Source organism: Zobellella aerophila, from assembly GCF_039539325.1.
GTDB lineage: Bacteria > Pseudomonadota > Gammaproteobacteria > Enterobacterales > Aeromonadaceae > Oceanimonas > Oceanimonas aerophila.
Genome location: NZ_BAABCX010000001.1, coordinates 123,654 through 148,802, shown reverse-complemented (window position 1 = coordinate 148,802; position 25,149 = coordinate 123,654). Strand labels below are relative to the sequence as shown.

Sequence of the window (25,149 nt, the reverse complement as noted above, 5' to 3'; positions counted from 1 at the left end):
GGCATCCCGGGAATGAGTTCCTCCTCCCCGAGAGCCATTCTTCCCGGTTGCACGCGGGCAACCGGCGGCGGAACAGGGCTCCGCTGCCGGGCCTTTTTCATAACAACATGGTCACCAGCCCGCCTTGCCAGCTCAACAGCACCAGGGTGATCAGGGTGGCGGCCAGGAAAGGCAGCAGGGAGCGGAAAATGCGCATGGGCGAGGCGCCGGTCATGGACGAGGCGATAAACAGCCCGGCCCCGACCGGGGGGGTCAACAGGCCCATCACCAGGGTCAGGCAGACCACCACCCCGAACTGGAAGGGACTGATGCCGAACTGGGACTGGGCGATGGGCAACAGGATAGGCACCACCAGGATCAGCGCCGCTATGCCGTCGATCACCATGCCCACCAGCAGCAGGATACCGACCACCATCAGCAGGAATACAAAGGGATCCGAGGTCTGCCCCGCAATCCAGGCGGCGGCATTCTGGGGTATCTGTTCGAAGACGATCACCCAGCCGAACACCCCGGCCGCCGCGATCAGCATGATCACCATGCCGGAGTTGATGGCGGTACGTTTGAAGATGCCGAACAGGTGGGAAAACTGCAGATCCTTGTACACATACTTGCCGATCAGCAAGGCGCCCAGCGACGCCATGGCCGCCGATTCGGTCGGGGTCGCCAGTCCGGTGAGGATGCCGCCGATGATCACCAGGGGAATGAAACCGGCGGGAATGCCCATCAGCAAAAAGTGCCAGGCCTGCCGCCGGGTCGGCCACTCCCCTTTCGGGTACTGATGCACCAGCCCCATCAGGCTGATGGTGAGAAAAAACAGCAGGGACATGAGCAGGCCGGGAATGATACCGGCGATAAACATTTCCGCGATCGGCACCTGGGCCAGCACGCCGAACAGCACAAACAGCATGGACGGCGGAATAATGGGCGACAAGAGCCCGCCGGCGGCGGTAATGGCCGCCGAATAGGATTTGTCGTAGCCCTCTTTTTCCATCGCCGGCACCATGGCCCGGGACATGATGGCGATCTGGGAAGCGGCCGAGCCCATGATGGCGGCCATCATCATATTGGCCACCAGGTTGATGTAGGCCAGGCCGCCGCGAAAACCACCCACCAGGATCCGTGCCAGATCGATCAGCCGCCTGGTCAGACCCCCTTCATTCATCAGCTCGCCGGCCAGCATGAACAGCGGGATGGCCAGCAGGCCGTAGCTTTCGATGGCGCCGAACAGCTGCTGGGGGTAAGACTCGAATAGTACGGTATTCCCCGATGAGCCTATATACCAGATGGCGGTCAGCGCCAACACCAGGGCAATGGGTACGGCGGTAAACAGCAGCAATAAAAAAATCAGCAAGGTCATACCGGCTCTCCCGCCGCGGATCCGGCTGTCCGGATACTGTCATACAGGTTAATCAGGGCGTGCACGGCCAGGGACAGGGCGAACACCGGCAACACCAGCCATACCCAGAACTTTTTGATCCCTATGGTGCTGGTATTCTCGGAGTACATAAAATTGAAGGTTTCGGCCTGGAAGGCCTGAAAGTCGAAACCGGCCTGCCATAAGGCCACCGGGCTGTACCAGCGCCAACAGAGGGCGAACAGGGCGACCGCAAACACCAGTATCATCAGGTCGCTGAACACCGCCAACCAGTGCCGGCTCCTGGTCGGCAGGCAGTCGGTCAAGATAGTGACGGAGACACCCTGGCGTTTTTTCAATACGGTGGAGGTGGCCAGAAAGGTCATCCACACCATGCTGTAGATGGCCAGCTCATCCACCCAGTAAATCGCCTGGCCCATGGCCCGGCTGACAATGTTCAGCAATACCAGCAGGGTCACGGCCGCGGCGAGCAGGGCCGCAACAAACATCTCCACCGAGGCAATCGCATTCGATAAACGCTTAAACATCAAATACCCTCCGGCCCCGCTGCCCAAGGCACCGGGGCCCTCCCCTATCGATGAGTGATCAGCTGCCTTTGACGTCGGCCGCAGCCTGACGCAAGTCGCCCAGTGAGCCAGCTTTCTTGGACCAGGTGGCTTCCCAGCTATCGATGGCGTCGGCAAAGGTGCTGCGGTCGGCTTCGGTGATCTGGATATCCAGCGCGCGCAGCTCCTGCTCCTGACTTTTTTCCTGTTGCTGGAATCGGTCGATAACCGAATCCAGATGGGACTTCATCAGGGTCCGCACCAGGGTCTTGTCGTCGGCACTCAGCTCGCGCCATACCCGGCCCGACACCACCCCGACCATGGGGAACATCATATGGTTGGAGATCAGCAGGTTATTGGCCCGCTCATAAAACTTGAGGATCAGGATGGAATCGAAATCCATGTCGATGGCGTCGACCTGACCATTGGCCAGGGCATCATAGACACCCGGCAACGGCAGCGGGGTCGGTGCCGAGCCCAGGGCAGTATAAAAGTCACGGATCGGCTCGAATGGCGTGATGCGCAGCTTCTTGCCTTGCAACGCGGCCGGACTGGCCACCGCTTCCCGGCTCAACACCTGGCGCATGCCCGCCATGCCGTAGCCGATGCCAACCATGCCGACCCCGCCCGGCAACTGGTCCAGCAAGCGGGTGGCGGTGTCGGAGCGCAACAGCGCCGCGGCCTGATCGATGTCATCCACCAGGTAGGGGGCATAGAGGGCACCGAAATCCGGTACCCGGTTGGAGATTTCGGCGATGGTCAAAAAGGCCATATCCAGGGCGCCGGTCTGCAACTGCTGCACCATTTGCGCCTCATTACCCAGCTGCTGGGCCGGAAAGACGGCTACCTTATGCTGGCCGGCGGATTTTTCGTTCAGTTCCTGGGCAAAGTCGTTGGCGGCCTGGGTCCAGATATGGGGTGGCGGGGTAATCAACCCCAGACGGAAGTCCCGGGCCTGGGCGGTGAGCGAGGACAGCGCCAGGGTCGTTGCGGTGGCGGCAATCAGCAGGTGTTTAAGTGTGGTCATGTTCAACTCCATTGTTATGGTCAATCCATTCATTGCTTAACCAGAAGCGGGCCGGCGGTGACCGATGCCACCTTCCGACCCTGCGGTCACTGTCTATGCGGGGCTGGCATCCCCGCTCAGATAAACCGCACCGAGGCGCTGCCGATGCCGCCGATGGACACCGTCATATGGTCGCCGGCCTTGACCGGCTCCAGCGGCACCAGGGCGCCGGACAGGATCACTTCCCCGGCCTTCAGGCCGATGCCGAACCTGCCCAGGGTATTGGCCAGCCAGGCCACGCAGTTCACCGGACTGCCCAGCGCCGCCGCGCCGGCGCCGGTACTGAGCAGCTGGCCGTTTTTCTCCACCACCATACCGCAGGTGGCCAGGTCCACCCGACGCGGGCTGACGGCGGTGTCGCCGAGCACGAACACCCCGCAGGAGGCGTTGTCGGCGATGGTGTCCTGGAGCTTGATCTGCCAGTTGTCGATGCGCGAGTCGACCACTTCGAAGCAGGGCATCACGCATTCGGTGGCGGCCAGCACGTCGGCGCTGGTGACGCCCGGGCCCAGCAGATCTTTCTTGAGGATAAAGGCGATTTCGCCCTCGGCGCGCGGCTGGATCAGCAGCTCGCTGACCGGCACATCCTGGCCCTGGCTGTAAACCATGGCGTCGGTGAGGTAGCCGAAGTCGGGCTGGTCGACCTTGAGCATGGTCTGCACCGCCTTGGAGGTGAGGCCGATTTTCTTGCCGATGATGCGCTCGCCGTCCGCCAGCCGGCGGTTGAGCAGCTGCAGCGAGATGCTGTAGGCGTCATCCATGCTGATGTCCGCAAAGCGGTCGGTCAGCGGTGCCAGGGTTTCGCGCTGGCGCAGCGCCTGATACAGCTCGTTGCCGCACTGGATAATCTGTTCTTGGTTCATAGTATTTCCTGCTATATGGTCCATCGAAATACGGGTCTGCCGGAAGCCGCACGCCGACTCGCAGTGTTAACGTGGCGTATCCGGCCAAAACGCACTGCTCCGCCGACACGCCGTGGTCTAAGGCCACCTTCGCTGGATAACGGCTGCGAACATTCACTGAATGTTCGGTCCGTCACCCAACTTGGTGCAGGCAGCACGCTGCCCCTGGAGGCTCCGCCGTGCCATCCCAGGCGCGGAGGGTCGGTAGAGCAGCCCCCTTCGCCCTCCCCAAAGCGCCAGTGCCGCCTGCCAGCATGACTGTCAGACCACAGCGGGGCTTGAAAGAGGCAGCAGGGATTGCCGCACTGTCCTCCTTACAACTTGATGCAGATGTTCTTCAGCTCGGTATAAAACTCCAGGCCGTGCACCCCGCCCTCGCGGCCGATGCCGGACTGCTTGGCGCCGCCGAAGGCGGTGCGCAGATCGCGCAGGAACCAGCTGTTGACCCACACGATGCCCGCTTCCATCTGCTCGGCCACCCGTACCGCCCGGCTGCTGTTCTCGGTCCAGATCGCCGCCGCCAGGCCGTAGTGGGTGTCGTTGGCCAAGGCAACCACTTCCTCTTCGCTGTCGAAGGGCCGCAGGTGGCAACAGGGCCCGAAAATTTCCTCGCGGATCACCCGAGCGTCGTCGGCGAGGCCGGTCCAGATGGTCGGCTCGATCCAGGCGCCTCCGTTGAGCTCGGGCCCCATGTCCGGGATGCCGCCGCCGATCTCCACGGTGGCGCCTTCCTGCTCGGCCAGCCGGTAGTAGGACAGCACCTTGTCCCTGTGCGCCTGGCTGACCAGCGGTCCGAAGTTGGCCTCCGGGTCTTCCGGCCGGCCCAGCTTGAGCTTGGCCACTTCTTCTTTCATGCGGGCCAGGAAGCGGTCGAAGATGGACCGCTCCACATAGACCCGCTCGGTACCCAGGCACACCTGGCCGCAGTTGACGAAGGCCGAGCGCATGGTGCCCTCGACCGCTTTTTCGATATCGCAGTCGGCGAACACGATGCCGGGGTTTTTGCCACCGCACTCCAGGGAGATATTGCGCAGGCCGACCGAGGCCGCCTTCATGATCGCCTCGCCGGTGCGGGTCTCGCCGGTGAAGGTGATGGCGTCGACCAGCGGGTGGCGGGTGAGGAACTCACCGGCCGAATCCGGGCCGAAACCGTGCACCACGTTGAACACCCCGGGCGGCACGCCGCACTCGTTCATCACCTCGCCCAGCAGGGTGGTGGTGGCGGGGGTTTCTTCCGAAGGCTTGACCACGACAGTGTTGCCGCAGGCCAGCGCCGGGCCCACTTTCCAGGTCATCAGCAGCAGCGGCAGGTTCCAGGGAGAAATCACCGCAATCACGCCCTTGGGGGTGCGATGGCCGATATTGAGCGCGCCCTTGCCGTCCGGGGTATCCAGGCGGAAACCCTCGGTGGAGTGGTTGGCCAGGGTCTCGGAGAAGGCGGTGAAGTTGGCCGCCCCGCGGGGGATGTCGATATAGCTGGCTATCTTGTGGGGCTTGCCGGTGTCGCGGCACTCGGCCTCGAGGAACTCGTCGAAGCGCGCGTTGATGCGCTCGGCCACCTTGTTCAGCAGCGCGATGCGCTGGGCCTGGGTCAGCCGGCCCCAGGGGCCGGTGAGCGCCGCCCTGGCGGCGCGCACCGCGGCATCGACCTCGTCGCGACCGGCCTCATGGACCCGGCCAATCAGACTGTTGTCCACCGGGCAGCGGTTTTCAAAGGTCTTGCTGCTTCTGGATGCGACATACTCGCCGTTGATAAAATGTTTGAATTCGTTCATCTCTACTCATCTCGTGTTCGTGTTGATGGCGGCTGTCTTATTCCGCCTGCCGGTTGACCGCGCTGGCGTTGTTACCTCTCCCGTCGGCCCAAGGGCCGACACTGGCCTGCCCTTAGGTCAGCGCGGTCAGGAAACGCTCATTGAGCTGGCGGTCATGGTAAAAAATCGCCTTGCCCAGCTTGTCTGCATCCCAGGTAATGGGGGCATGGTCCGGGTAGAAGCTGTCGCCGCCGCAGAACACCTCGTTGCGATTGCCCGAGGGGTCGAAGAAATAGATGGTCTGGCCATGGGTGATGCCGTGGCGGGTCGGACCGATGTCGATGGCGGTGTCGGTCATGGAGATCAGGTCACCGGCGCGCAGCACATCCTCCCAGGTTTCCAGGAAGAAGGAGGCGTGGTGGAACTTGTTCTTCTCCGCGTGCTTGATAAAGGCCACGTCGTGGGACTTCATCGACACGGTGAGGAACTGGGCCACCCGCTCGCCATCCGGGGTCAACACCTGTTCGCACAGATCGAAACCGAGCACGTCCTTGAACAGCGCGAAGGTACCGTCCAGATCGTCGCCGTACAGCAGGCAGTGGTCGAAACGCTGGGCCTTCATGCCGGTCAGATCGCGCGGCCAGGCTTCCGGGTTGTGGTTACCCACGCCGTAGCGGCCGGGCTGCTCCTTCTCGGCGAACAGTTCAAACTGGTGGCCGGTGGGAGCCACGAAGCGCAACCGGCGGCCACAGCCGTTCAGTTCGCCAGCGGGAATGTCTTCCACCGCCACGCCGTAGCCGAGCAGGTCCTGATGCAGCCGGTCCAGGGTGGCCTCGTTCAGTACCTTGAACGCCATGAAGTCCATGCCCGGGGTGTCGGACTCGCGCAGCACCACCGAGAACTTGTCCACTTCGGTCCAGCCCTTGAGGTAGACCCGGCCCAGCGCGTCGGTTTCAACCTCGATCAGTCCCAGCAGGTCCCGATAGTGGGCCAGCGCGTCCTGGATATTCAACACCCGCAGTTGTACGTGACCGGGTCTCATTACACCTTTTCTCATGCTGTCTCCTTAGGCGGTTATCGCCGGTGCTGGCACTGTCAGTGGCGCCAGCATTATGTCCATGTCGGTTAACGGCAGCACCCGGCAAGCCAGGGCAACACCGTCTTGTTCGTCCTGAATGCTGATATAGGCGCGGCTCATGCGCCCGCGTTGATAGTCTCCGGCCAGGATACGCACCCGGCACAGGCCGCAGCCGCCACCGCGGCAGCCGACCGGCACCGGCCGGTTGTGCACGGCTTCGGCGCCGGCGAGCAGGGTCTGCCCCGGCTGTACGATAAACTGCTCCGGCGGCTGGCCGTCCCGTTGCAGGGTGATACGGTGTGCTGTCATCCTGACCTCCTTGTTCTTATGTCGGCCCAAGGGCCGACCTACGCGACGGTTTTATGTGGTTGTCGGGCCCAGGCCCGACCTACAGCATTTTTTGCTAAAAGCCTGACCTCACATCCTATCCAGCAGGGCGGAGGAAGGGATTGGCGAAGCCGGCCATCCGCGCCAGGGAGGGCGCGGCTGAGCCCCCAGGGAGGGTTTACGGCGAGCCGGCGTAGTCAACCCTTTCGCCGCTTGGCCTCGTCCCTGATGTTGCCCAGCATGTTGGTCGACTACCGCCCCAGCGCCTTGGCCGAGCGGCCGCCGATGCCGAAGTGCTGCCTGGGCAGCTCGTTGATCAGCACCCGTACCGACTCGCGCGGCGCGTCCAGGCTGCGCATCAGCGCGGCGGTCACTTCCTCGATGACCGCTTCCTTCTGTTGGTCGCTGCGGCCTTCCATCATGTTCACCTGTACAATCGGCATGTCCGGCTCTCCTTATACAAAGCGGCCACTTAAGCTACCCAGGCCCTGATAGCGCACCACGAAGCTGTCGCCCTTGTTCATCTGCACCGCGGCGGTGATGGCGCCGATCATGATGAAGCTGCCCGCTGGGATAGACTCGCCACGTTCGCCAAGCATGTTGGCGAGCATGGCCACCGAGGCAGCCGGGTGACCCAGCACCGCCGCGCCGGCGCCGGTCTGCACCACCTGGCCGTTGACTTCCATCACCACCCCCAGATTCTTCAGATCCAGCTCGGCGACATCGGCCATGCGGCCACCGGTGATAAAGCGGCTGGATGACGAGTTATCGGCAATCACACTCTTGAGGTCGAACTTGAAGTCCTTGTAGCGGGAGTCGATCACCTCCACCGCCGGCATCACGAAATCGGTGGCGCGCAGCACGTCGCCGATATGGCAGCCCGGGCCTGTCAGTTCATGCTTGGTGACGAACGCCAGCTCGGCTTCAATTTTGGGGTGGATCAGTCCGTCGTGCTTGATGTCGCCGCCTTCCGGCACGCTGAAGTAGTCGGCCAGGAAGCCGTAGCAGGGCTGCTCGACCCCCATCTGCGCCATCTTGGCCCAGGAGGTCAGGCCCATCTTCATGCCCACTATTTTGGTGCCGCGGGCTTCCTTGCGGCGGCGGATTTCCCACTGGATATCGAACGCATCCTGATAGGTCATCTCCGGGAACTCGTCGGTGATTTTGGTCACCTCAAAAGCTTCCAGCTCGGCGGTTTCGAGGTGCTCGGCAAGCTTGGCGATCTGTTCTTTATTCAGGTTTCCCATTACTTCAGTCCTTGTTGTTTGGCCATGGTCAGCGCCAGGTCTTCAATCATGTCTTCCTGGCCGCCGACGGTACCGCGGCGCCCCAGCTCCACCAGGATGTCGCGGGCGGACACGCCGTATTTGGCTTCGGCGCGCTTCGCAAACAGCAGGAAGGAGGAGTACACCCCGGCATAGCCCAGGGTCAGGGCGTCCCGGTCGACACGGATCGGCTGGTCCATTATCGGCACCACCAAATCCTCGGCCACGTCCATGATCCGGTACAGATCGATGCCGGTGTCGGCGCCCATGCGGCTGAGCACGGCACAGAGCACTTCCAGCGGGGTGTTGCCGGCACCCGCACCCAGCCCGGCGACCGAGCCGTCGATACGGGTGGCGCCAGCCTCGATGGCCGCCAGCGAGTTGGCGATGCCGAGACCCAAGTTATGGTGGCCGTGGAAGCCAAGCGCCACCGGCAGCTCGGCACGCAGCAGGCCGATTTTTTGGCTCACCTCAGCGGGCAACATATAGCCGGCGGAATCGGTGACATAGATGCAGTTGGCACCGTAGTCCACCATCAGCCGGGCCTGCTCCAGGAGCTTCTCCGGGGTGGCCATGTGCGCCATCATCAGGAAGCCGACGGTGTCCAGGCCCAGTTTGGCGGCCAGGCCGATGTGCTGCTGGGACACGTCCGCCTCGGTGCAGTGGGTGGCCACCCGGATGGTGCTGACCCCGCAGTCCCGGGCCATCTTCAGGTGGTCGACGGTACCGATGCCGGGCAGCAGCAGGGCGGAAATTTTCGCCTGCTTCATCCGGGGCACCACCGCCTGCAGGTATTCCTCGTCGCTGTGGGCCGGGAAGCCGTAGTTGACCGAGGCGCCGCCCAGGCCGTCGCCGTGGGTCACTTCGATCAGCGGCATGCCGGCTTCATCCAGGCCGGTGGCGATATCGGCCATCTGCTCAAGGCTTATCTGGTGGCGCTTGGCGTGCATGCCGTCACGCAGGCTCATATCGTGCAGCACGACCTTCTTGTCTTGTAAATCCATGATGATGTCTCCTTAGCCCCGGGCCGGCAGGTGAATGGCGCCGCTGGCGGCCTCTTCCGCAAACAGCTCGGCGGTACGCAGGGCGGCGGCGGTCATGATGTCCAGGTTGCCCGCATAGGTGGGCAGGAAATCGCCCAGGCCGGCCACCTCCATGAACATCGACACCTTGTTGCCGTCGAACACCGGGCCGTTGACCAGCCGGTAACCGGGCACGTACCGCTGCACCTGCTCGACCATGTCCAGCACCGAGCGGGTGATGGCGTCCTGGTCGGGTTCACCCTCGACCAGGCAGTGCACGGTGTCGCGCATCATCAGCGGCGGCTCGGCCGGGTTGATGATGATGATGGCCTTGCCCTGGCGGGCGCCGCCTACCGATTCCACCGCGCCGGCGGTGGTGCGGGTGAACTCGTCGATATTCTGGCGGGTGCCGGGGCCGACCGAGCGGGATGATACTGTGGCGATGATTTCGCCGTAGGCCACCAGCTGCACCCGGCTGACGGCGGCGACCAGGGGGATGGTGGCCTGGCCGCCGCAGGTGACCATGTTGACGTTCAATTGCACTTGCTCGGCGTGCTGCTTGAGGTTGACCGGCGGCACGCAGAAGGGCCCGATGGCAGCGGGGGTCAGGTCGATCATGATCACCCCCAGCTCGTTCAGCTTGCGGCTGTTCTCGGCATGCACATAGGCGGAGGTGGCATCGAAGGCGATGCGGATATCGTCTTCCAGCACATGGGGCAGCAGGCCGTCGACGCCGGTGTCGCAGGTCTTGATCCCCAGCTCGCGGGCGCGCTTGAGGCCGTCGGATGCGGGGTCTATGCCCACCATCCACACCGGCTCGACCCAGTCCGAGCGCAGCATCTTCATCAGCAGATCGGTGCCGATGTTGCCCGGCCCGATGATGGCTGCCTTGAGTTTTGTCATTTCGAACACTCCCCTATTCTTTTTGCTGTTAATCGCCCAATAAATAACTGCTGTGCCGAGATGCTTTGTTGTCATTAAGTCATAAACCGACAGGCGCACCGTCGACACTTATTCAGTACTATTAGGAACAGTTATTCGGCATCAGCTGGAAACAAATTTTTCAAAATACAATTTATATTCGGGCAGCTGATTTACTTCCAACCAGGTTTGAGTCGCGTCTATCATGGGCGGAGGGCCACACAAATAGGCATCGAAAGGCTGCTGCAGATAATCTTTATCAAACAGATCGCAAACCACCCCCTGTTTGCCCTGCCAATATTCAGACGGTTTCATCACTATGACCTCATAATCGAAATCGGCCAGCTGCGTCTTAAATGAATCGAGCCGGTCCAGCTCGCTTAAATCCATATCCTGTGTCACGCCATAACATAAGCGAACAGTTTGAGTACAATCCCCCCGCGCGGCCAGGTCTTCCAACATGCCCAGGAAAGCCGACAAACCAGTACCACCGGCCACCATCAATAAGGGTCTTTCTACTTCACGCAGATAAAAAGAGCCCATGGGCGCCTCAAAGGTTATTTCATCCCCTACCCGGCACCGATAACGTAAATAGTCGCTCATCACACCATTGGGCAGCAGCCGAATTAAAAACCGGACATAACCTTCCGCCGCCGAATGATTGGCAAAGGAATAGGCGCGCCATTGATCCGTATCCGGGATCCGGATGCGGGCATACTGCCCTGGCAAATAGCGCAACCGGCTGCCTTCCCCGTCGAGCTTGATCTCGATCAGGGCGGCGGCATCGGATACCTGCTTAAAAACCGTGACGGTGCCCGTGAAGCACTCGCTGGACACACTGCACAATGTGGAGTCCACATCGAAATAAAAAGAACCGGACGACTTGAGCCGGGTCTGACAGGCCAGTATATGGCCGGCTTTTATTTCTTTTTCGCTCAGCGCCTCTTCGTCCACATAATCCAGTTCAACCTCACCGGACTCGCAAAGACCGCGACAGGTGGCACAGACCCCCTCACGACAGTCAACCGGTAAATTAACTCCTTGGCGCAAAGAGGCATCCATTAATAACTCGTTTTCCTTAACCTCGACGAAGCGAGTATTGCCATCACGAAAAACGATAGCGGCGGTATAAGACATAATCACCCCAGTCAGCTTAAACGTGATAGAAATCGAGTACGGAATCTATTTTATCGTTGAGCAAAATGGCCTGTTTATAGGTGACTTTCCAGCCGTCATGTTCACGACGCAGCCGATAATTGGCGGTGCCAAAAAAATGATAGCTCTCACCGAAGCGATAATAATGGGTGACCCAGTTCACCCGGGCCGTAAACAGACCATTGGCTTCTTCCTGATAACGCACGTTATTAATCAGGTGCAGGGTGCGCGGCATGGGTGTAGAGGCGGCCGACTTGCCGGTGCGCAGGCGGAATACCCGGTCTTCGATGCCGCCCCTGTCCGCATAATACATCAGGGACATTTCACGCTTGGGATCCGTGGTGTGCTGATGCTCCGTTTCCCATTGGGGAATATGGAACTCGGCCTCGGGAGAAAATTGCTCCAGGTAATTGTCCCAGTCCTGATCATCGCACAATGCCGAAAGCTGATAAAAAAACTGTTCGAGTGAGTGTTGGTATTCCATGACTTACACCTCTTCAGAGTGCCGTGATTTCTTTTCAAGACCTTGCAACATCATTTCCTGCCAGGCCCCGTGCTGATTCACATAAAGCCCTTCCTGGGTAAACTCGACCCCGGTGATCACCGGCTTGATCCCCAGCACCTTACTGTTGGGCGTTTCACCGTATTGCCAGGTCTCATAGCCACGGGAGATATCGCTCCAGGGCGAAATCCGGGCTTCAAAACCGCGCTGGGATTCCCTGAACTCCACCAGATCGTCAGGAGTCCCCATGCCGGACACGTTGAAAAAGTCCTCGAACTGGCGGATGCGGTTTTCCCGATCGGCGGCCGACTCGCCTTTAACACCCAGGCACAGGCTGATCACCTCGGTTTTATTCCAGGCTACCGGACGAATGATGCGCAGCTGGGAGCTGATCTGATCCATAAAGAACAGGCTGGGATAGATATTCAGGTTGCGCAGCCGGTGCATGGTCCACTTGGCGCGCTCTTCGTCGTGAGTATCCAGCAGACGAGGCATGACGCTGTCATAGCCCGGCCGAACCTTGGGATTGGGCATGTCACTGAACAGCAGGCTGTGGCCATGATGGAAAGAGAACCAGCCGTCGTCCGTGTCCTTGTCGCCGGCACCCAGCTTGCTGTAATCCAGGGTGTCGCCGCTGGCACCATGTTTACTAGCCTCCAGTTCCCGGCGGTGCTGCACCGTGCTCACATAGTTGTAGTGCACCGTGCTGACATGGTAGCCATCCAGGCCGTTTTCGTTCTGCAGTTTCCAGTTACCGTTGAAGGTATAGGCGGACTGGCCGGGCAGCACTTCCAGTTCGCCATCGACCGATTGCTCGACCATCATGTCGAAAAACAGCCGGGTATCGCCGAGGAAGTCTTCCAGGCTCAGATCGGACTCGAGATCCAGGCTGATAAACACAAATCCCTTATAGCTGGCGATGCGCGCCTCGCGCAGGCCGCGGCTGGACTTGTCGAAATCGGCGGGATATTCGCCCGGTGCCTTGACCTTCACCAATCGGCCGTCCGACTTGTAGCACCATGCATGGAACGGGCAGGTAAAGGTCGACTGGTTGCCCTTGCATACCCGGGTCAGGGTGGCGCCCCTGTGCTGGCAGGTATTGGCCAGGGCATGCAGTTCGCCCTTGCCGTCGCGGGTGATGATCATCGGCTGGCGGCCGGCCTGCATGGTAATAAAATCGTTGGGATTGGCTATCTGGCTTTCATGGCAGGCAAAGATCCACTGCTTCTCGAAGATCAGTTCCATTTCGAGCTCAAACAGCGCCTTATCGGTGAACATGTCCCGAGCTATACGATAAACGCCCTGCTCGGGCCTGAAATCGAGACAGCCCTGGACAAATTCCTGCCACTGGGCAACGCTTCTGTGGGTGGTCATGGGGTCCTCTCCTTTTGAGCCTGATTGATATGGGTTCAATCTAGCGCCCGAGCAGGAGAGTCGATATGCAGTTTGCCTGTTAACCATATGCACTTCCTGGTAATCCATTTGTTAACAGATCGTTTTTTGTGGTAAAACGCATTATCTTACTCTCCCGCAGAAGCGTCGAAGGAGAGCCGGCACGACGCCTTGAACGGCACGGGATTCGGCGTAAAAAATATTGAATCGAATGCTGTTGAGCCATTTCCGGATCAACGACAGCGGACGCTGCTGACGATATGGACACTGTCGAAAGGGAAGCATATGAACCAGCACCGTAACAGGGTACAGAGGCAGTTTTTGGCTATAGAGCTGAGCAGCATCGGCTCGGCCCGCGACTGGATGGGCAGAATATGTGGTCCCCACAACCTCGAGATCAGCAAGCCCCAGGAGCTGCTGTTCCGCCATCAGGGGGCTTCTTTGGGGCAGATATCCTTCGGTGTGATCGAGTATTCCACCCCCGCCCATGTGAAGACTCAGGACTTGTTGCACAGCTACAGCATCAGCCTGCCCCTGACCGGCTCCCAGTATATAGAGCATAAAAAAGACAGGATTGAATCCAACGCCCAGACGGGCCTGATCGTCTCTCCCGGCAACCCGGTCAGCCTAACGCTGGGCGCGGACTGCCGGAAGCAGCTGGTGCGCATCTCCCGCACGGCGGTGGAGCAGAAACTGGCGTCCCTGCTGCATAAGGACATCTCTGCCCCGATTATTTTTGAGCCCGGCATCCGTCTGAATGGAGGCATGGGAGACTGGTGGAATACGGTGGCAACCTTGCAGGGGATGCTGAAGAACCAAAGCAGTCTGTTCGATTTTCCCGATGTCTGGTCGTCTTTCCAGGATACCCTGATCACGGGGCTGCTCTATGCTCAACCCCATAACTATTCCCGCGATCTGGAAGACCGCCAGCTGAACCGTCCGGCCTATCTGTCCGAGCTTGAGTCGATGATGAAAACCCATCTCGACCAGGCCCTGTCGGTGCATGATTTCGAGAAGGCGGTCGGGGTCAGCCGGGAGAAACTCTATCGGGATTTCCGCACCTTCTACGACTGCTCGCCCATGGCCTATTTCCGCAGCCTGCGTTTCCAGCAGGTCCGGGCCCGCTTGCAACAGCCGGCCGCCAATGAAAGCGTCTCCAGTATCGCCATGGACTGCGGCTTCACCCAATTGGGGCGCTTCGCCAAGGAGTATCAGCAACGCTTCGGTGAACTGCCTTCCGAGAGCTTCAAGGGCAAACATTGATAAAGCCGATAGTTTCCTGATACCCAAACAGAAAAGGCGCCCGCAGGCGCCTTTTTATTCGTTTGGCCGGTTGGCCGCTGTTACTTGCCGTTGGCGACCCGCTCGTGCATTTCCTGCACGGAAATAACAGAAGCGGTGGCGTCATGCGCCATGGCCATCACGGTGGCGAAGGCCCCGTTCAGGGTGGTGGTGTAGGACACCTTCTGGCTCAGGGCGCCGCGGCGCAGCTGGCGGGAATCCTCGATGGCCTGACGGCCCTCGGCGGTGTTCACGATGTAGGTGTACTCGTTATTCTTGATGCGATCCAGAATATGAGGACGACCTTCGTGCACCTTGTTCACCAGCCGCGGGTTGATGTTAGCTTCGCCCAGCACCACAGCGGTGCCGTGGGTGGCGTCCAGCTGGTAACCGGCTTCCACCAGGCTGGCGGCCAAGTCGACCACCCGCTGCTTGTCGCTGTGACGCACCGACAGCAGGGCTCGACCTTCTTTCGGCACCGCCTTGCCGGCGCCCAGGTGGGCCTTGCCGAAAGCCTCGGCGAAGGTCTCGCCCACACCCATCACCTCGCCGGTGGAGCGCATTTCCGGCCCCAGCAGCGGATCCACCCCCGGGAACTTGTTGAACGGCAGCACCACTTCCTTCACCGAGTAATAGGGAGGGATGATCTCCTTGGTCACACCCTGCTCAACCAGCGACTTGCCGGCCATCACCCGGGCCGCGACCTTGGCCAGGGGCACACCGGTGGCCTTGGAGACGAAGGGCACGGTACGGGCGGCACGCGGGTTGACTTCGATCAGGTAGATATCGTTGCCCTTCACCGCGAACTGTACGTTCATCAGACCGACCACCCCCAGTTCCAGGGCCAGCTTGCGCACCTGCTCGCGCATCTCGTCCTGAATGCCCTTGCTCAGGGTATAGGGCGGTAGGGAGCAGCCGGAGTCACCGGAGTGCACGCCGGCCTGCTCGATATGCTCCATGATGCCGCCGATGACCACGTCCTTACCGTCGCAGATGGCATCGATGTCCACCTCGGTGGCGTCGTCGAGGAAGCGATCCAGCAGCACCGGTGACTCGTTGGAGACGCTCACCGCCTCGTTGAAATAGCGGCGCAGATCCTGCTCGTCGTAGACAATTTCCATGGCCCGGCCACCCAGTACATAGGAGGGCCGCACCACCAAGGGATAACCGATACGCTCGGCGATGGCTACCGCCTGCTCCATGGCGGTGACGGTGCCGTTTTCCGGCTGTTTCAGACCGAGCCGTTCAACCGCCTGCTGGAAGCGCTCCCGGTCTTCGGCGCGGTCGATGGCGTCCGGGCTGGTACCGATGATGGGCACGCCGGCCGCTTCCAGGGCACGGGCCAGTTTCAGCGGGGTCTGGCCGCCGTACTGGACGATAACACCCTTGGGCTGCTCGACGCGCACAATTTCCAGCACGTCCTCCAGGGTGACCGGCTCGAAGTAGAGGCGATCCGAGGTGTCGTAGTCGGTGGACACGGTTTCCGGGTTGCAGTTGACCATGATGGTCTCGTAACCGTCTTCCCGCAGGGCCAGCGAGGCGTGCACACAGCAATAGTCGAACTCGATGCCCTGACCGATACGGTTGGGGCCGCCACCCAACACGATGATCTTGTCCTTGTCGGTGGGCTGGGCTTCGCACTCATCGTCATAGGAAGAATACATGTAGGCGGTGTTGGTCGAGAATTCGGCGGCGCAGGTATCCACCCGCTTGTAGACCGGGAAGATCTCGTGACGGTGACGCTGTTTGCGTACTTCGCCTTCGGCCACCCCCAGCAGCTTGCTCAGGCGGGCATCGGAGAAGCCTTTGCGTTTGAGGGTGCGCAGCCAGTCGGCGGTCAGGCCGGCAAAGCCCAGCTCCTTAACCTGCTCTTCCAGCTTGACCAGCTCTTCAATCTGCACCAGGAACCAGCGATCCACATTAGTCAGCTTGAAGATGCCATCGACACTCATGCCGGCCCGGAAGGCATCGGCGATGTACCAGATACGCTCGGCGCCGGGCTCTTGCAGCTCATGGCGGATGCGCGACAGGCTGTCCGCATCGTTCAGATCGACCACAGGATCGAAGCCGGTCTGGCCGGTTTCCAGGCCACGCAAGGCCTTGTGCAGCGATTCCTGGAAGTTGCGGCCGATGGCCATCACTTCACCCACGGACTTCATCTGGGTGGTCAGGCGGTCGTTGGCGCCGGCAAACTTCTCGAAGTTGAAGCGCGGGATCTTGGTGACCACATAGTCGATGGCCGGTTCAAATGAGGCCGGAGTCAGGCCGCCGGTGATGTCGTTCTGCAGCTCGTCCAGGGTGTAGCCGACAGCCAGCTTGGCCGCCACCTTGGCGATCGGGAAACCGGTCGCCTTGGAGGCCAGGGCGGAAGAACGGGATACCCGCGGGTTCATCTCGATGATCACCATGCGGCCGGTTTTCGGATCTATACCGAACTGCACGTTGGAACCGCCGGTTTCCACGCCGATTTCGCGCAGCACCGCCATAGAGGCGTTGCGCATCAGCTGGTATTCCTTGTCGGTCAGGGTCTGGGCCGGCGCCACCGTGATCGAATCACCGGTGTGCACACCCATGGCGTCGAAGTTTTCGATGGCACAGACGATGATGCAGTTGTCGTTGCGATCGCGCACCACTTCCATCTCGTACTCTTTCCAGCCGATGAGGCTTTCATCGATCAACAGTTCGTTGGTGGGCGACAAATCCAGGCCACGGGTACAGATTTCTTCAAATTCTTCCCGGTTGTAGGCGATACCACCGCCGGTGCCGCCCATGGTGAAGGACGGACGGATGATACAGGGGAAACCCACCTCTTCCTGTACCTTGTAAGCCTCTTCCATGTTGTGGGCGATCCCGGCACGGGGACAGGCCAGGCCGATGCTTTTCATCGCCTGGTCGAAACGGTGACGGTCTTCGGCCTTGTCGATGGCATCGGCGGTGGCACCGATCATCTCCACGCCGAACTCTGCCAGCACGCCGTGTTTTTCCAGCTCCAGGGCACAGTTCAGCGCGGTCTGGCCGCCCATGGTCGGCAATATGGCATCGGGACGCTCTTTTTCGATGATCCGGCGCACCACTTCCCAGTGGATCGGCTCGATATAGGTGGCGTCGGCCATCTCCGGATCGGTCATGATGGTGGCCGGGTTGGAGTTCACCAGGATGACGCGGTAACCTTCTTCACGCAGGGCTTTACAGGCCTGGGCGCCGGAGTAGTCGAATTCACAGGCCTGACCGATCACAATCGGGCCTGCGCCCAGGATCAGAATGCTCTGTATGTCTGTACGTTTTGGCATGACTCTTCCCTACTCCTTACGCGCGGTACTGCTTAATCAAATCGATAAAATGGTCGAACAGGTCGGCGGCTTCATGCGGACCCGGGCTCGCCTCGGGGTGGCCCTGGAAGCTGAATGCCGGCTTGTCGGTGCGATGAATACCCTGCAGACTGTTGTCGAACAACGACTTGTGGGTGACCCGCACATTGGCCGGCAGCGTCGCCTCGTCCACCGCAAAGCCATGGTTCTGACTGGTGATCATCACGACCCCCTTGTCCAGGTCTTTGACCGGGTGGTTGGCACCGTGATGACCAAATTTCATCTTGACGGTGTTGGCACCGCTGGCCAGGCCCAGCAACTGGTGGCCCAAGCAGATGCCGAATACCGGGATATCGGTTTCCAGGAAGGTCTTGATAGCCTCGATGGCATAGTCACAAGGTTCGGGGTCGCCCGGACCGTTGGACAGGAAGATGCCGTCCGGATTCAGCGCCAGCACCTCGGCCGCCGGGGTCTGGGCCGGCACCACGGTCAGCCGACAGCCGCGGTCCACCAGCATGCGCAGTATGTTGCGTTTTACGCCGTAATCGTAGGCCACCACATGGTAAGGCAGGTCACCCTCGGCTGGCTGGCTGTGGCCTTCGTCCAGGGTCCAGCTGCCTTCACACCAGGGATAGGCCTTGGCGGTGGTGACTTCCTTGGCCAGATCCATGCCTTTCAGGCCGGGGAAGGCCTTGGCCTCGTTCAGCGCCTTGGCTTCGTCAAGCGCCGGGCCGGCGATGATACAGCCGGCCTGGGCACCTTTTTCACGCAGGATGCGGGTCAACTTGCGGGTATCGATATCGGCAATACCCACTATGTTATGGGCTTTGAGGTAATCGGACAGGGAGCGCTGATTACGGAAGTTGGAGGCGATAATGGGGAGATCGCGGATAATCAGACCCTGGGCATGAACCTGATCTGACTCTTCATCTTCAGCATTAGTGCCGGTATTGCCTATATGTGGATAAGTAAGAGTTACAATTTGACGGGAATATGATGGGTCGGTGAGGATTTCCTGGTATCCCGTCATCGACGTATTGAATACCACTTCACCAACGGAACAACCGTCGGCACCGATTGCTGTACCGCGGAAGACGGAACCATCTTCCAATACGAGCAGCGCTGAATGAGTCAAGACAACCTCCAAGTTAATTCTTATAAATCAACAATTTACCTGGCTGTCCCGAGTTACAGACAAAAAAAATTTACTGCATCTCGGCCTAATACTGGGCAAATTCTGCGTATTTTATATAAAAGCCGTGTTTTCGACAAACTTTTTCGCACTTTACTGTTTTCCGGTGCAAGGTCAATAGCTTATCTGAATTACAATTCATAAATGCAGCATAAAAAGTCAAAAAACTCTAATTGAAGACAAAAAAGATGTTATTGACTCAAACCTTACGAAAAAATCAATAAAAATGAAAAAGCGATCGTTTTTTATAACAAAAACAAAGCATTAAAAATTAAAAATAAAACACATCAGGCCACAAAAACGTTTTTTCATCGCTGAATAACTGAATTCATGACCTGTCTCAGTGAATATTTGCAGTTTACTTCAGGTTAAGCACATCTTGCATGTCATACAGGCCAGGTTGCTGGCCGGCAATCCAGGCCGCGGCCCGTACGGCACCATTGGCGAAGGTCAGCCGGTTTGAGGCCTTGTGGGTGATTTCAACCCGTTCGCCAATATCCACGAACATGGCGGTATGTTCGCCCACTATGTCGCCGGCCCGCACGGTAGCAAAGCCGATGGTATTGCGATCTCGCTCACCGGTGATCCCTTCACGGCCATAGACGGCACATGCTTTCAGATCCCGTCCCAGGGTGTCGGCAATCACCTCACCCATGCTAAGTGCGGTGCCGGATGGGGCATCGACCTTGTATCTGTGATGGGCCTCGACGATTTCGATATCGGTGTAATCGCCCATCACCCTGGCGGCCTGCTCCAGCAACTTGAACACCAGGTTCACACCCACACTGTAGTTGGACGCCATCACCATGGCGGTCTCCTGGGTGGCAGCATGGATTTCGGCCTTCTGGGCTTCATCAAAGCCGGTGGTACCGATCACCAGTCGCTTGCCGTGTCGCCTGGCCAGGGCAATATTGCCCAGGGTCACTGCGGGACGGGTAAAATCGATGATCACATCAACATCATCGATGATGGCCGCCAGATCGTCACGAACGATCACGCCCAGCTTGCCCACATTGGCCAGCTCACCCGCATCGGCACCGAGCACACTCGAGCCGGCATGTTCGATGGCGGCCGTCAGTAACACACCAGGGGTATTGCTGACCGACTCCACCAGGACTTTACCCATGCGTCCGTTACAGCCAGCCACGGCAATGCGAACCGGATTTGTCATGCTGTTTTCCTTTCACTTACTTTTGATGAAGAATAGACCCAAAGTTTGCCAGATAAGCCGAGGCTTGCAAATTCTCTGGCCGCAATGGGTACCGGGGATAAGCGAAGGCTGACATCCCCAGCCCCACTCATTAAAAAGCCGGCGGTTGCCGGCTTGGGTATTTATGCGATTTCGAGCAGTTCCACTTCAAATACCAGGGTGGAGCAGGGCGGGATGGAGCCGGCCCCCTGTTCGCCATAGGCCAGCTCATAAGGCACATACAGCTTCCACTTGGAGCCCGCGGGCATCAGCTGCAGGGCTTCTACCCAGCCTTTGATCACACCGTTTACCGGGAACTGGGCGGGCTCACCACGCAGCACGGAGCTGTCGAACACGGAGCCGTCGATAAAGGTGCCGTGATAATGCACGCGCACGGTATCGGTAGCGGCAGGCTTGGCACCGGTACCTTCGCTGAGAATTTCGTACTGCAAGCCGGAGGCGGTTTGCTGTACTTCAGCCCGCTCGCCGTTGGCGCTCAGGAACGCCGCTTCTTCTTCCTGTGCCTTGGCAGACTGGGCCGCCTGCTGCTCTTGCATGCGCTGACCGATCACCTGGAAGGCCGCATTGATGTCTTCACGGGATACCGCAAAGTCGATCCCATTGAGGGAGTCGGCCAGACCCTGCTGTACGGAAGCAATATCCAGCCCTTCAAATGATTGCTGGGCCAGTTGATCACCAATCTGACGACCAATTCCGTAGCTCGCCTGTTGCTCAATAGTCTCGTATGACGACATGACATTCCCTCTGTTTGGGTACAAAAAAAGTCATGTTAACAAATTAACGGGGCTAGCTAAACGCTTAAGCGGCGTACTTGGCCAATAATGCGGCGCCACGGACCCCACCGGCACCACCAAAGCGGGGGGCTACTATGGCCGGAGGCCGGACGCCATTCATCAAATAGCCGGGCAGTCGCTCTGCCAGCTGCCGATACAACCAGTCGTATTCACTTAACCCGCCCCCCAGCACTACCCGCCCCGGATCCAACTGAGTAACCAAGTCACCTATTCCCGCAGCCAGAATATCCAGATACATGTCCAGACACCGAGCCGCCTCCGGCTGCTGTTGCTGCCAGACCCGGATAATCTCTTGCCCCGGCAGGGAACGGCCGCTGCAGTGCAGATAAAGCCGGCTGAGGCCGGTACCCGAAACATAGGTCTCGAGACACCCCTGCCGACCGCAGCCGCAGGCAAAGAGCGGCAATTCAGGATAGCGCCGCAACAGGGTCGCGTTAATACCGCCATGGCCGAATTCACCACAACCGCCGTGCCGGCCGGCGAGCAGGCGCCCCTGATGGATAAGGGCACCACCCACACCGGTACCCAGGGTCAGGGCCAGACCCAAGTCGATGTCGGCTGCCGCCCCCTGGTGATACTCCGACAGCAGGAAACAGTTGGCGTCATTACCGGCAAAAATAGGCCGCGCCAGGCGTTGCTGCAAATCGGCCAGTAACGCCCGACCGTGGATCACCGGCACATTGGGTGCCAGCACCTGGCTGTCGTCCGGCCTGAGCACACCGGGAAAGCCCAGCCCGACTCGCCCCCGGCAGTGCCACCGGCTGTCGGCGGCGGCAACCCGTCGGCCGATCTGCGCAACAAACGCCGGGTAATCCTCGCCAGGAGTGGCATAGGTCTCCCGCTCCCGTTCGTTAAAATCATCGTCGAAGACGGCAAAGGCAACCTTGGTGCCACCAATATCAAAACCGTAATACATGAACCGGCCTTAACGACGACACGAAGGCACTTTGCCCTGGCTGTGCGCTTGTTGATAGACAGACTGCGCCTGGGGCATAAGGGCATTCAGCTCCTGGATACGGGAGCCGTGAGAGGGGTGGGTGGACAACAGTTCGGGAGGCTGCTGTCCCGATGAGGCCGCCGACATATTGCGCCACATGGTGACGGCTTCTTCCGGCCTGAAGCCGGCCTGGGCCATCAACTCCAGACCCAGGCGATCGGACTCGACTTCCTGCTGCCTGTCATAGGGTAGCAGGTAGCCCACCTGGACCCCCAGCCCCAAGGCCGCCATCGCCGGTTCGCGCAGCCCCGACTGTCCCAGGGCCGCATCGGCAACTCCCAGTCCCATGTTGGTCAGCTGGGTGCGGGAAACCCGCTCATTGCTGTGTTTGGCCAACACATGCGCCATCTCATGGCCAATCACGGAAGCCAGCTGGTCCTGGGTTTTGGCCACTTTCAACAGGCCGCTGTAAACCCCGATCTTACCGCCGGGCAAGGCGAAGGCGTTCACCTCAGGAGAGTCGAACACCACCACTTCCCACGGACTTTGGCGATAGGAGGGGGGCAGTACGGTCACCAGCTGGTTGGTCACACACTGGATATAGGCATTGTCCCCACTGCTGGTGCTGACCTTTTCCTGCCCCTTGATTTGTTCAAATGAAGACTGCCCCAGGGAAGCCATTTCGGCTTCGGAAAACAACAGCACCTGACTCCTGCCGGTAGGCGACTGGGTACAGGAGAAAAGCAGCCCTGAAACAAAAATGACAGATATTGAACGGATGATACCCACAACACACCTCAGCTGCGAAAAATTAGCATGCTGCATCTTTTAGCATAAAGCAGGTGATGAAGGCAGCCCCTGATCCGGTTACGGCTCAGTGTAACTGTTCCGGGCTCACCTGCCCGACTTCACTCAGGGTCTTATTGGACAACAGCCACAGGGTATATTTATGCAGCTCGGGGTGCTGGGCCAGAGCCACCAAAAAGGCCCCTCCCACCTCCCTGTATCCCAATTCATAATTTTTCAGGGTGGTGGGTGGAACCTGGAGCAGCTCAGCAAACTTAGGGCGGCTGAGTCCCATGGTCTCGCGGATTTGCCGGATTTTCTTTCCGACCAGACTGGTATCAGGATTCATAACCTAGCTACTCCTATAGGGGATACCGAGAACATTATCGCTTCTTTTTTATTCTAGTTAATATTTGACAAAGAGACTCGTTATGAACTGGACAAATTTTGTCATCTTACGGTAAAAAAGCTTCGTATGAAGCGCTATCTGAATCAATACCCAGGCCAGATATTCCCTGCCGCCGAGCCGGAACCGGCAAAACCTGCGACAAATTTAGCCCCGGCCCTCAATCCATTTCTTGTCCGGCCTAGCCAAAACCGCTAGTCTAAGTCTCATGCGGGTACACTGGTCGGGCGTTAGCAGCATGATGGACACTCCCGGTTATACTAAAAAGATAAGAAAAGGACTCGCCCGCATTACACCAACGCCATCGAAACCCATGGTGGGGTGTGACATGTATTTCGGCATTGCCGAATTTTCATAAATGAGGAAGACGATATGAAAAAGACAGTGGCTCCTTCTCTGATCGCCGTTGCCCTGGCAACGGCCGGTGTAGCAACCCATGTACAGGCTAACGATTGGTATCTGGGCGCGGGCGCGGGCTATGCTCAGTACGAAGATATCAAACGTGACCAGCCTGATGCCGATAACGATGAGGCCGCCGTCAGCATGTTCGGCGGTTACAACTTCAACCAGTACGTCGGTGCCGAACTGGGCGTTAACAGATACCGCGGTGCTGTAGACACCAATGCCCTCAACCTGTCAGCCATCGGCCGCCTGCCCCTGAGCCAGAGAGTCTCCCTGTTTGGTGAGCTGGGCGCCCTGGGCTGGGACTCCGACGCCCAAGCCGGTGATGACGGTGTCGCCCCCCTGGCTGGCCTGGGTCTGACCTACCAGGTTTCCGACCTGGTGGACGTGCAGGCACGCTATCGCCGTATCGAAGACCTGGGCGATCTGCAAAACAACGGTTTTGAAACCGACGTCAACAACCTGATGCTGGAGCTGGTGCTGCACCCCAACCGTGGTGACACAGCCCCTCCCCCTGTTGCGCCGGTAGCCCCCCAGCCCCAGGCTGAAACCACCTACGAAACCCGTACCGTGACTGCCGATGCCGCTATCTACTTCGGTTTCGACAAATCGGATCTGTCCGCCGAATCCCGGGCCACCCTGGACGAAGTAGCCCGTTTCACCCAGGACAACCCTGAGTACCAGGTTGAACTGGCCGGTTACGCCGACCGTATCGGTAGCGCCGAATACAACCGTGACCTGTCCATGCGTCGTGCCATGGCCGCCCGTGAATACCTGATGCAGCGCGGTGTAGCCGGTGAAAACATCCAAACCGCCTGGTACGGTAACGAGCTGGCCCAGGGCGTCACCGACGCCGAGCGTCAGCTGGACCGTCGGGTCGATGCCAAGGCGCAGGCAACCATCCAGGTTGAAATGGCCCAGTAATCCAGCCTGAATACGGTGTATAAAACGGCTCCACGGAGCCGTTTTTTTATTTTTCGCTTTGCCTGCCGCCATGGCATACTGGCTGGCTCCCAGGTTAGGTATCTGATATGCAACCCTGTTATTGCCAAAGTTCAGCCGCTTTCGAACAATGCTGCGCGCCCCTGCTGCGAGGCCAGGCCAAGGCCGCTACCCCGGAGGCGCTGATGCGTTCCCGCTATAGCGCCTATCGGCTGGGCCTGGGCGAGTATCTGTATCAAACCTGGCACCCGGAGACCCGCGGCGAACTGACACCGGAACTGCTCACCGAGTCCGGCCTGAACAGCGAATGGCTCAGCTTGGAGATTGTCTACTCCCGGGGCGGACCGGATGACGAACGGGGTGAGGTAGAGTTCAAGGCGCGCTATAAAGTTCAGGGCCGCATTCAGCAACTCCATGAACGTTCTTTATTTCTCCGCTCCCAGGGTCGCTGGACGTATCATTCAGGCCAGTTTAGTCCGCCGAAGATCGGCAAAAATACCTCCTGCCCCTGCGGTAGCCATAAAAAATATAAACAATGCTGTGCCCAGCGCCGGGCATGATCCCCACTTTTTAATTTAATCAGACCG

24 protein-coding genes are annotated in these 25,149 nt (G+C 59.4%); 3 read left to right on the top strand and 21 right to left on the bottom strand.

What is annotated here, in order from left to right:
- Positions 1-97: 97 nt before the first annotated feature.
- From ABD806_RS00680 to antA, 14 genes are all read right to left on the bottom strand, one after another.
- Positions 98-1,357: a TRAP transporter large permease gene (locus ABD806_RS00680; RefSeq protein WP_344953579.1), complete on the bottom strand. Its 1,260-nt coding sequence runs from the start codon at positions 1,355-1,357 to the stop codon at positions 98-100.
- The gene (locus ABD806_RS00675) at positions 1,354-1,902 is read right to left on the bottom strand and encodes a TRAP transporter small permease (RefSeq protein ID WP_344953576.1); all 549 of its coding nucleotides are present in this window, start codon (positions 1,900-1,902) and stop codon (positions 1,354-1,356) included. The genes ABD806_RS00680 and ABD806_RS00675 overlap by 4 nt, the downstream gene beginning before the upstream one ends.
- A 58-nt stretch (positions 1,903-1,960) precedes the next feature.
- The gene (locus ABD806_RS00670; protein ID WP_344953573.1) at positions 1,961-2,947 is read right to left on the bottom strand and encodes a TRAP transporter substrate-binding protein; all 987 of its coding nucleotides are present in this window, start codon (positions 2,945-2,947) and stop codon (positions 1,961-1,963) included.
- A gap of 116 nt (positions 2,948-3,063) precedes the next feature.
- On the bottom strand, positions 3,064-3,849 hold the full coding sequence (gene dmpE, locus ABD806_RS00665; protein WP_344953571.1) for a 2-oxopent-4-enoate hydratase: 786 nt from the start codon (positions 3,847-3,849) through the stop codon (positions 3,064-3,066).
- 353 nt (positions 3,850-4,202) lie between these two features.
- Complete coding sequence (locus tag ABD806_RS00660) at positions 4,203-5,663, bottom strand: 2-hydroxymuconic semialdehyde dehydrogenase (protein ID WP_344953568.1); 1,461 nt, start codon at positions 5,661-5,663, stop codon at positions 4,203-4,205.
- Between the two features lie 112 nt (positions 5,664-5,775).
- Positions 5,776-6,699, bottom strand: coding sequence for a catechol 2,3-dioxygenase (locus ABD806_RS00655; RefSeq protein WP_344953565.1), 924 nt, complete (start codon positions 6,697-6,699; stop codon positions 5,776-5,778).
- Positions 6,700-6,708: 9 nt separating this feature from the next.
- A complete protein-coding gene (locus ABD806_RS00650) occupies positions 6,709-7,029 on the bottom strand; it encodes a 2Fe-2S iron-sulfur cluster-binding protein (RefSeq protein WP_344953562.1) in 321 nt (106 codons plus the stop codon).
- Between the two features lie 269 nt (positions 7,030-7,298).
- Positions 7,299-7,490: a 2-hydroxymuconate tautomerase gene (locus tag ABD806_RS00645; RefSeq protein WP_344953559.1), complete on the bottom strand. Its 192-nt coding sequence runs from the start codon at positions 7,488-7,490 to the stop codon at positions 7,299-7,301.
- 12 nt (positions 7,491-7,502) lie between these two features.
- Complete coding sequence (gene dmpH / locus ABD806_RS00640; RefSeq protein WP_344953556.1) at positions 7,503-8,294, bottom strand: 2-oxo-3-hexenedioate decarboxylase; 792 nt, start codon at positions 8,292-8,294, stop codon at positions 7,503-7,505.
- On the bottom strand, positions 8,294-9,316 hold the full coding sequence (dmpG, locus tag ABD806_RS00635; protein WP_344953553.1) for a 4-hydroxy-2-oxovalerate aldolase: 1,023 nt from the start codon (positions 9,314-9,316) through the stop codon (positions 8,294-8,296). The genes dmpH and dmpG overlap by 1 nt, the downstream gene beginning before the upstream one ends.
- 12 nt (positions 9,317-9,328) lie before the next feature.
- Positions 9,329-10,237 (bottom strand): acetaldehyde dehydrogenase (acetylating), encoded by a 909-nt coding sequence (locus ABD806_RS00630; protein ID WP_344953550.1) that lies wholly within the window; start codon positions 10,235-10,237, stop codon positions 9,329-9,331.
- Positions 10,238-10,378: 141 nt separating this feature from the next.
- Positions 10,379-11,392, bottom strand: coding sequence for an anthranilate 1,2-dioxygenase electron transfer component AntC (gene antC, locus ABD806_RS00625; RefSeq protein ID WP_344953547.1), 1,014 nt, complete (start codon positions 11,390-11,392; stop codon positions 10,379-10,381).
- 16 nt (positions 11,393-11,408) lie between these two features.
- Positions 11,409-11,894 (bottom strand): anthranilate 1,2-dioxygenase small subunit, encoded by a 486-nt coding sequence (gene antB, locus ABD806_RS00620; RefSeq protein ID WP_344953544.1) that lies wholly within the window; start codon positions 11,892-11,894, stop codon positions 11,409-11,411.
- 3 nt (positions 11,895-11,897) lie between these two features.
- Entirely contained in the window at positions 11,898-13,286 is a 1,389-nt protein-coding gene (gene antA, locus ABD806_RS00615) for an anthranilate 1,2-dioxygenase large subunit (protein WP_344953541.1), read from the bottom strand.
- Between the two features lie 303 nt (positions 13,287-13,589).
- Here antA and ABD806_RS00610 point away from each other — a divergent pair, with 303 nt between their 5' ends.
- Positions 13,590-14,567: an AraC family transcriptional regulator gene (locus ABD806_RS00610; RefSeq protein ID WP_344953538.1), complete on the top strand. Its 978-nt coding sequence runs from the start codon at positions 13,590-13,592 to the stop codon at positions 14,565-14,567.
- An 80-nt stretch (positions 14,568-14,647) separates the two neighbouring features.
- Here the strand turns inward: ABD806_RS00610 and carB are convergent, their stop codons facing one another.
- From carB to ABD806_RS00575, 7 genes are all read right to left on the bottom strand, one after another.
- Positions 14,648-17,875 (bottom strand): carbamoyl-phosphate synthase large subunit, encoded by a 3,228-nt coding sequence (gene carB / locus ABD806_RS00605; RefSeq protein ID WP_344953535.1) that lies wholly within the window; start codon positions 17,873-17,875, stop codon positions 14,648-14,650.
- 16 nt (positions 17,876-17,891) lie between these two features.
- Positions 17,892-19,028 (bottom strand): glutamine-hydrolyzing carbamoyl-phosphate synthase small subunit, encoded by a 1,137-nt coding sequence (gene carA / locus ABD806_RS00600; RefSeq protein WP_344953532.1) that lies wholly within the window; start codon positions 19,026-19,028, stop codon positions 17,892-17,894.
- A 415-nt stretch (positions 19,029-19,443) separates the two neighbouring features.
- Positions 19,444-20,256 carry a 4-hydroxy-tetrahydrodipicolinate reductase gene (gene dapB, locus ABD806_RS00595; protein WP_344953530.1) on the bottom strand — a complete coding sequence of 271 codons (813 nt, stop codon included), beginning with the start codon at positions 20,254-20,256 and terminating at the stop codon, positions 19,444-19,446.
- A gap of 161 nt (positions 20,257-20,417) precedes the next feature.
- Positions 20,418-21,029, bottom strand: coding sequence for a BamJ family beta-barrel-assembly machinery protein (bamJ, locus tag ABD806_RS00590; RefSeq protein ID WP_344953528.1), 612 nt, complete (start codon positions 21,027-21,029; stop codon positions 20,418-20,420).
- A 64-nt stretch (positions 21,030-21,093) separates the two neighbouring features.
- Positions 21,094-22,005: an ROK family protein gene (locus ABD806_RS00585; protein ID WP_344953526.1), complete on the bottom strand. Its 912-nt coding sequence runs from the start codon at positions 22,003-22,005 to the stop codon at positions 21,094-21,096.
- A gap of 9 nt (positions 22,006-22,014) precedes the next feature.
- Positions 22,015-22,851 carry a M48 family metallopeptidase gene (locus ABD806_RS00580; protein WP_344953523.1) on the bottom strand — a complete coding sequence of 279 codons (837 nt, stop codon included), beginning with the start codon at positions 22,849-22,851 and terminating at the stop codon, positions 22,015-22,017.
- 49 nt (positions 22,852-22,900) lie between these two features.
- Positions 22,901-23,161 carry a helix-turn-helix domain-containing protein gene (locus ABD806_RS00575; protein WP_116473631.1) on the bottom strand — a complete coding sequence of 87 codons (261 nt, stop codon included), beginning with the start codon at positions 23,159-23,161 and terminating at the stop codon, positions 22,901-22,903.
- Positions 23,162-23,590: 429 nt separating this feature from the next.
- On the opposite strand from ABD806_RS00575, the gene ABD806_RS00570 reads away from it, so the two are divergent.
- Both ABD806_RS00570 and ABD806_RS00565 read left to right on the top strand, forming a co-directional pair.
- The gene (locus tag ABD806_RS00570) at positions 23,591-24,544 is read left to right on the top strand and encodes an OmpA family protein (protein WP_344953518.1); all 954 of its coding nucleotides are present in this window, start codon (positions 23,591-23,593) and stop codon (positions 24,542-24,544) included.
- A gap of 107 nt (positions 24,545-24,651) precedes the next feature.
- Positions 24,652-25,122, top strand: a complete 471-nt coding sequence (locus ABD806_RS00565) for a YchJ family protein (RefSeq protein ID WP_344953515.1) — start codon at positions 24,652-24,654, stop codon at positions 25,120-25,122.
- Positions 25,123-25,149 lie beyond the last annotated feature (27 nt).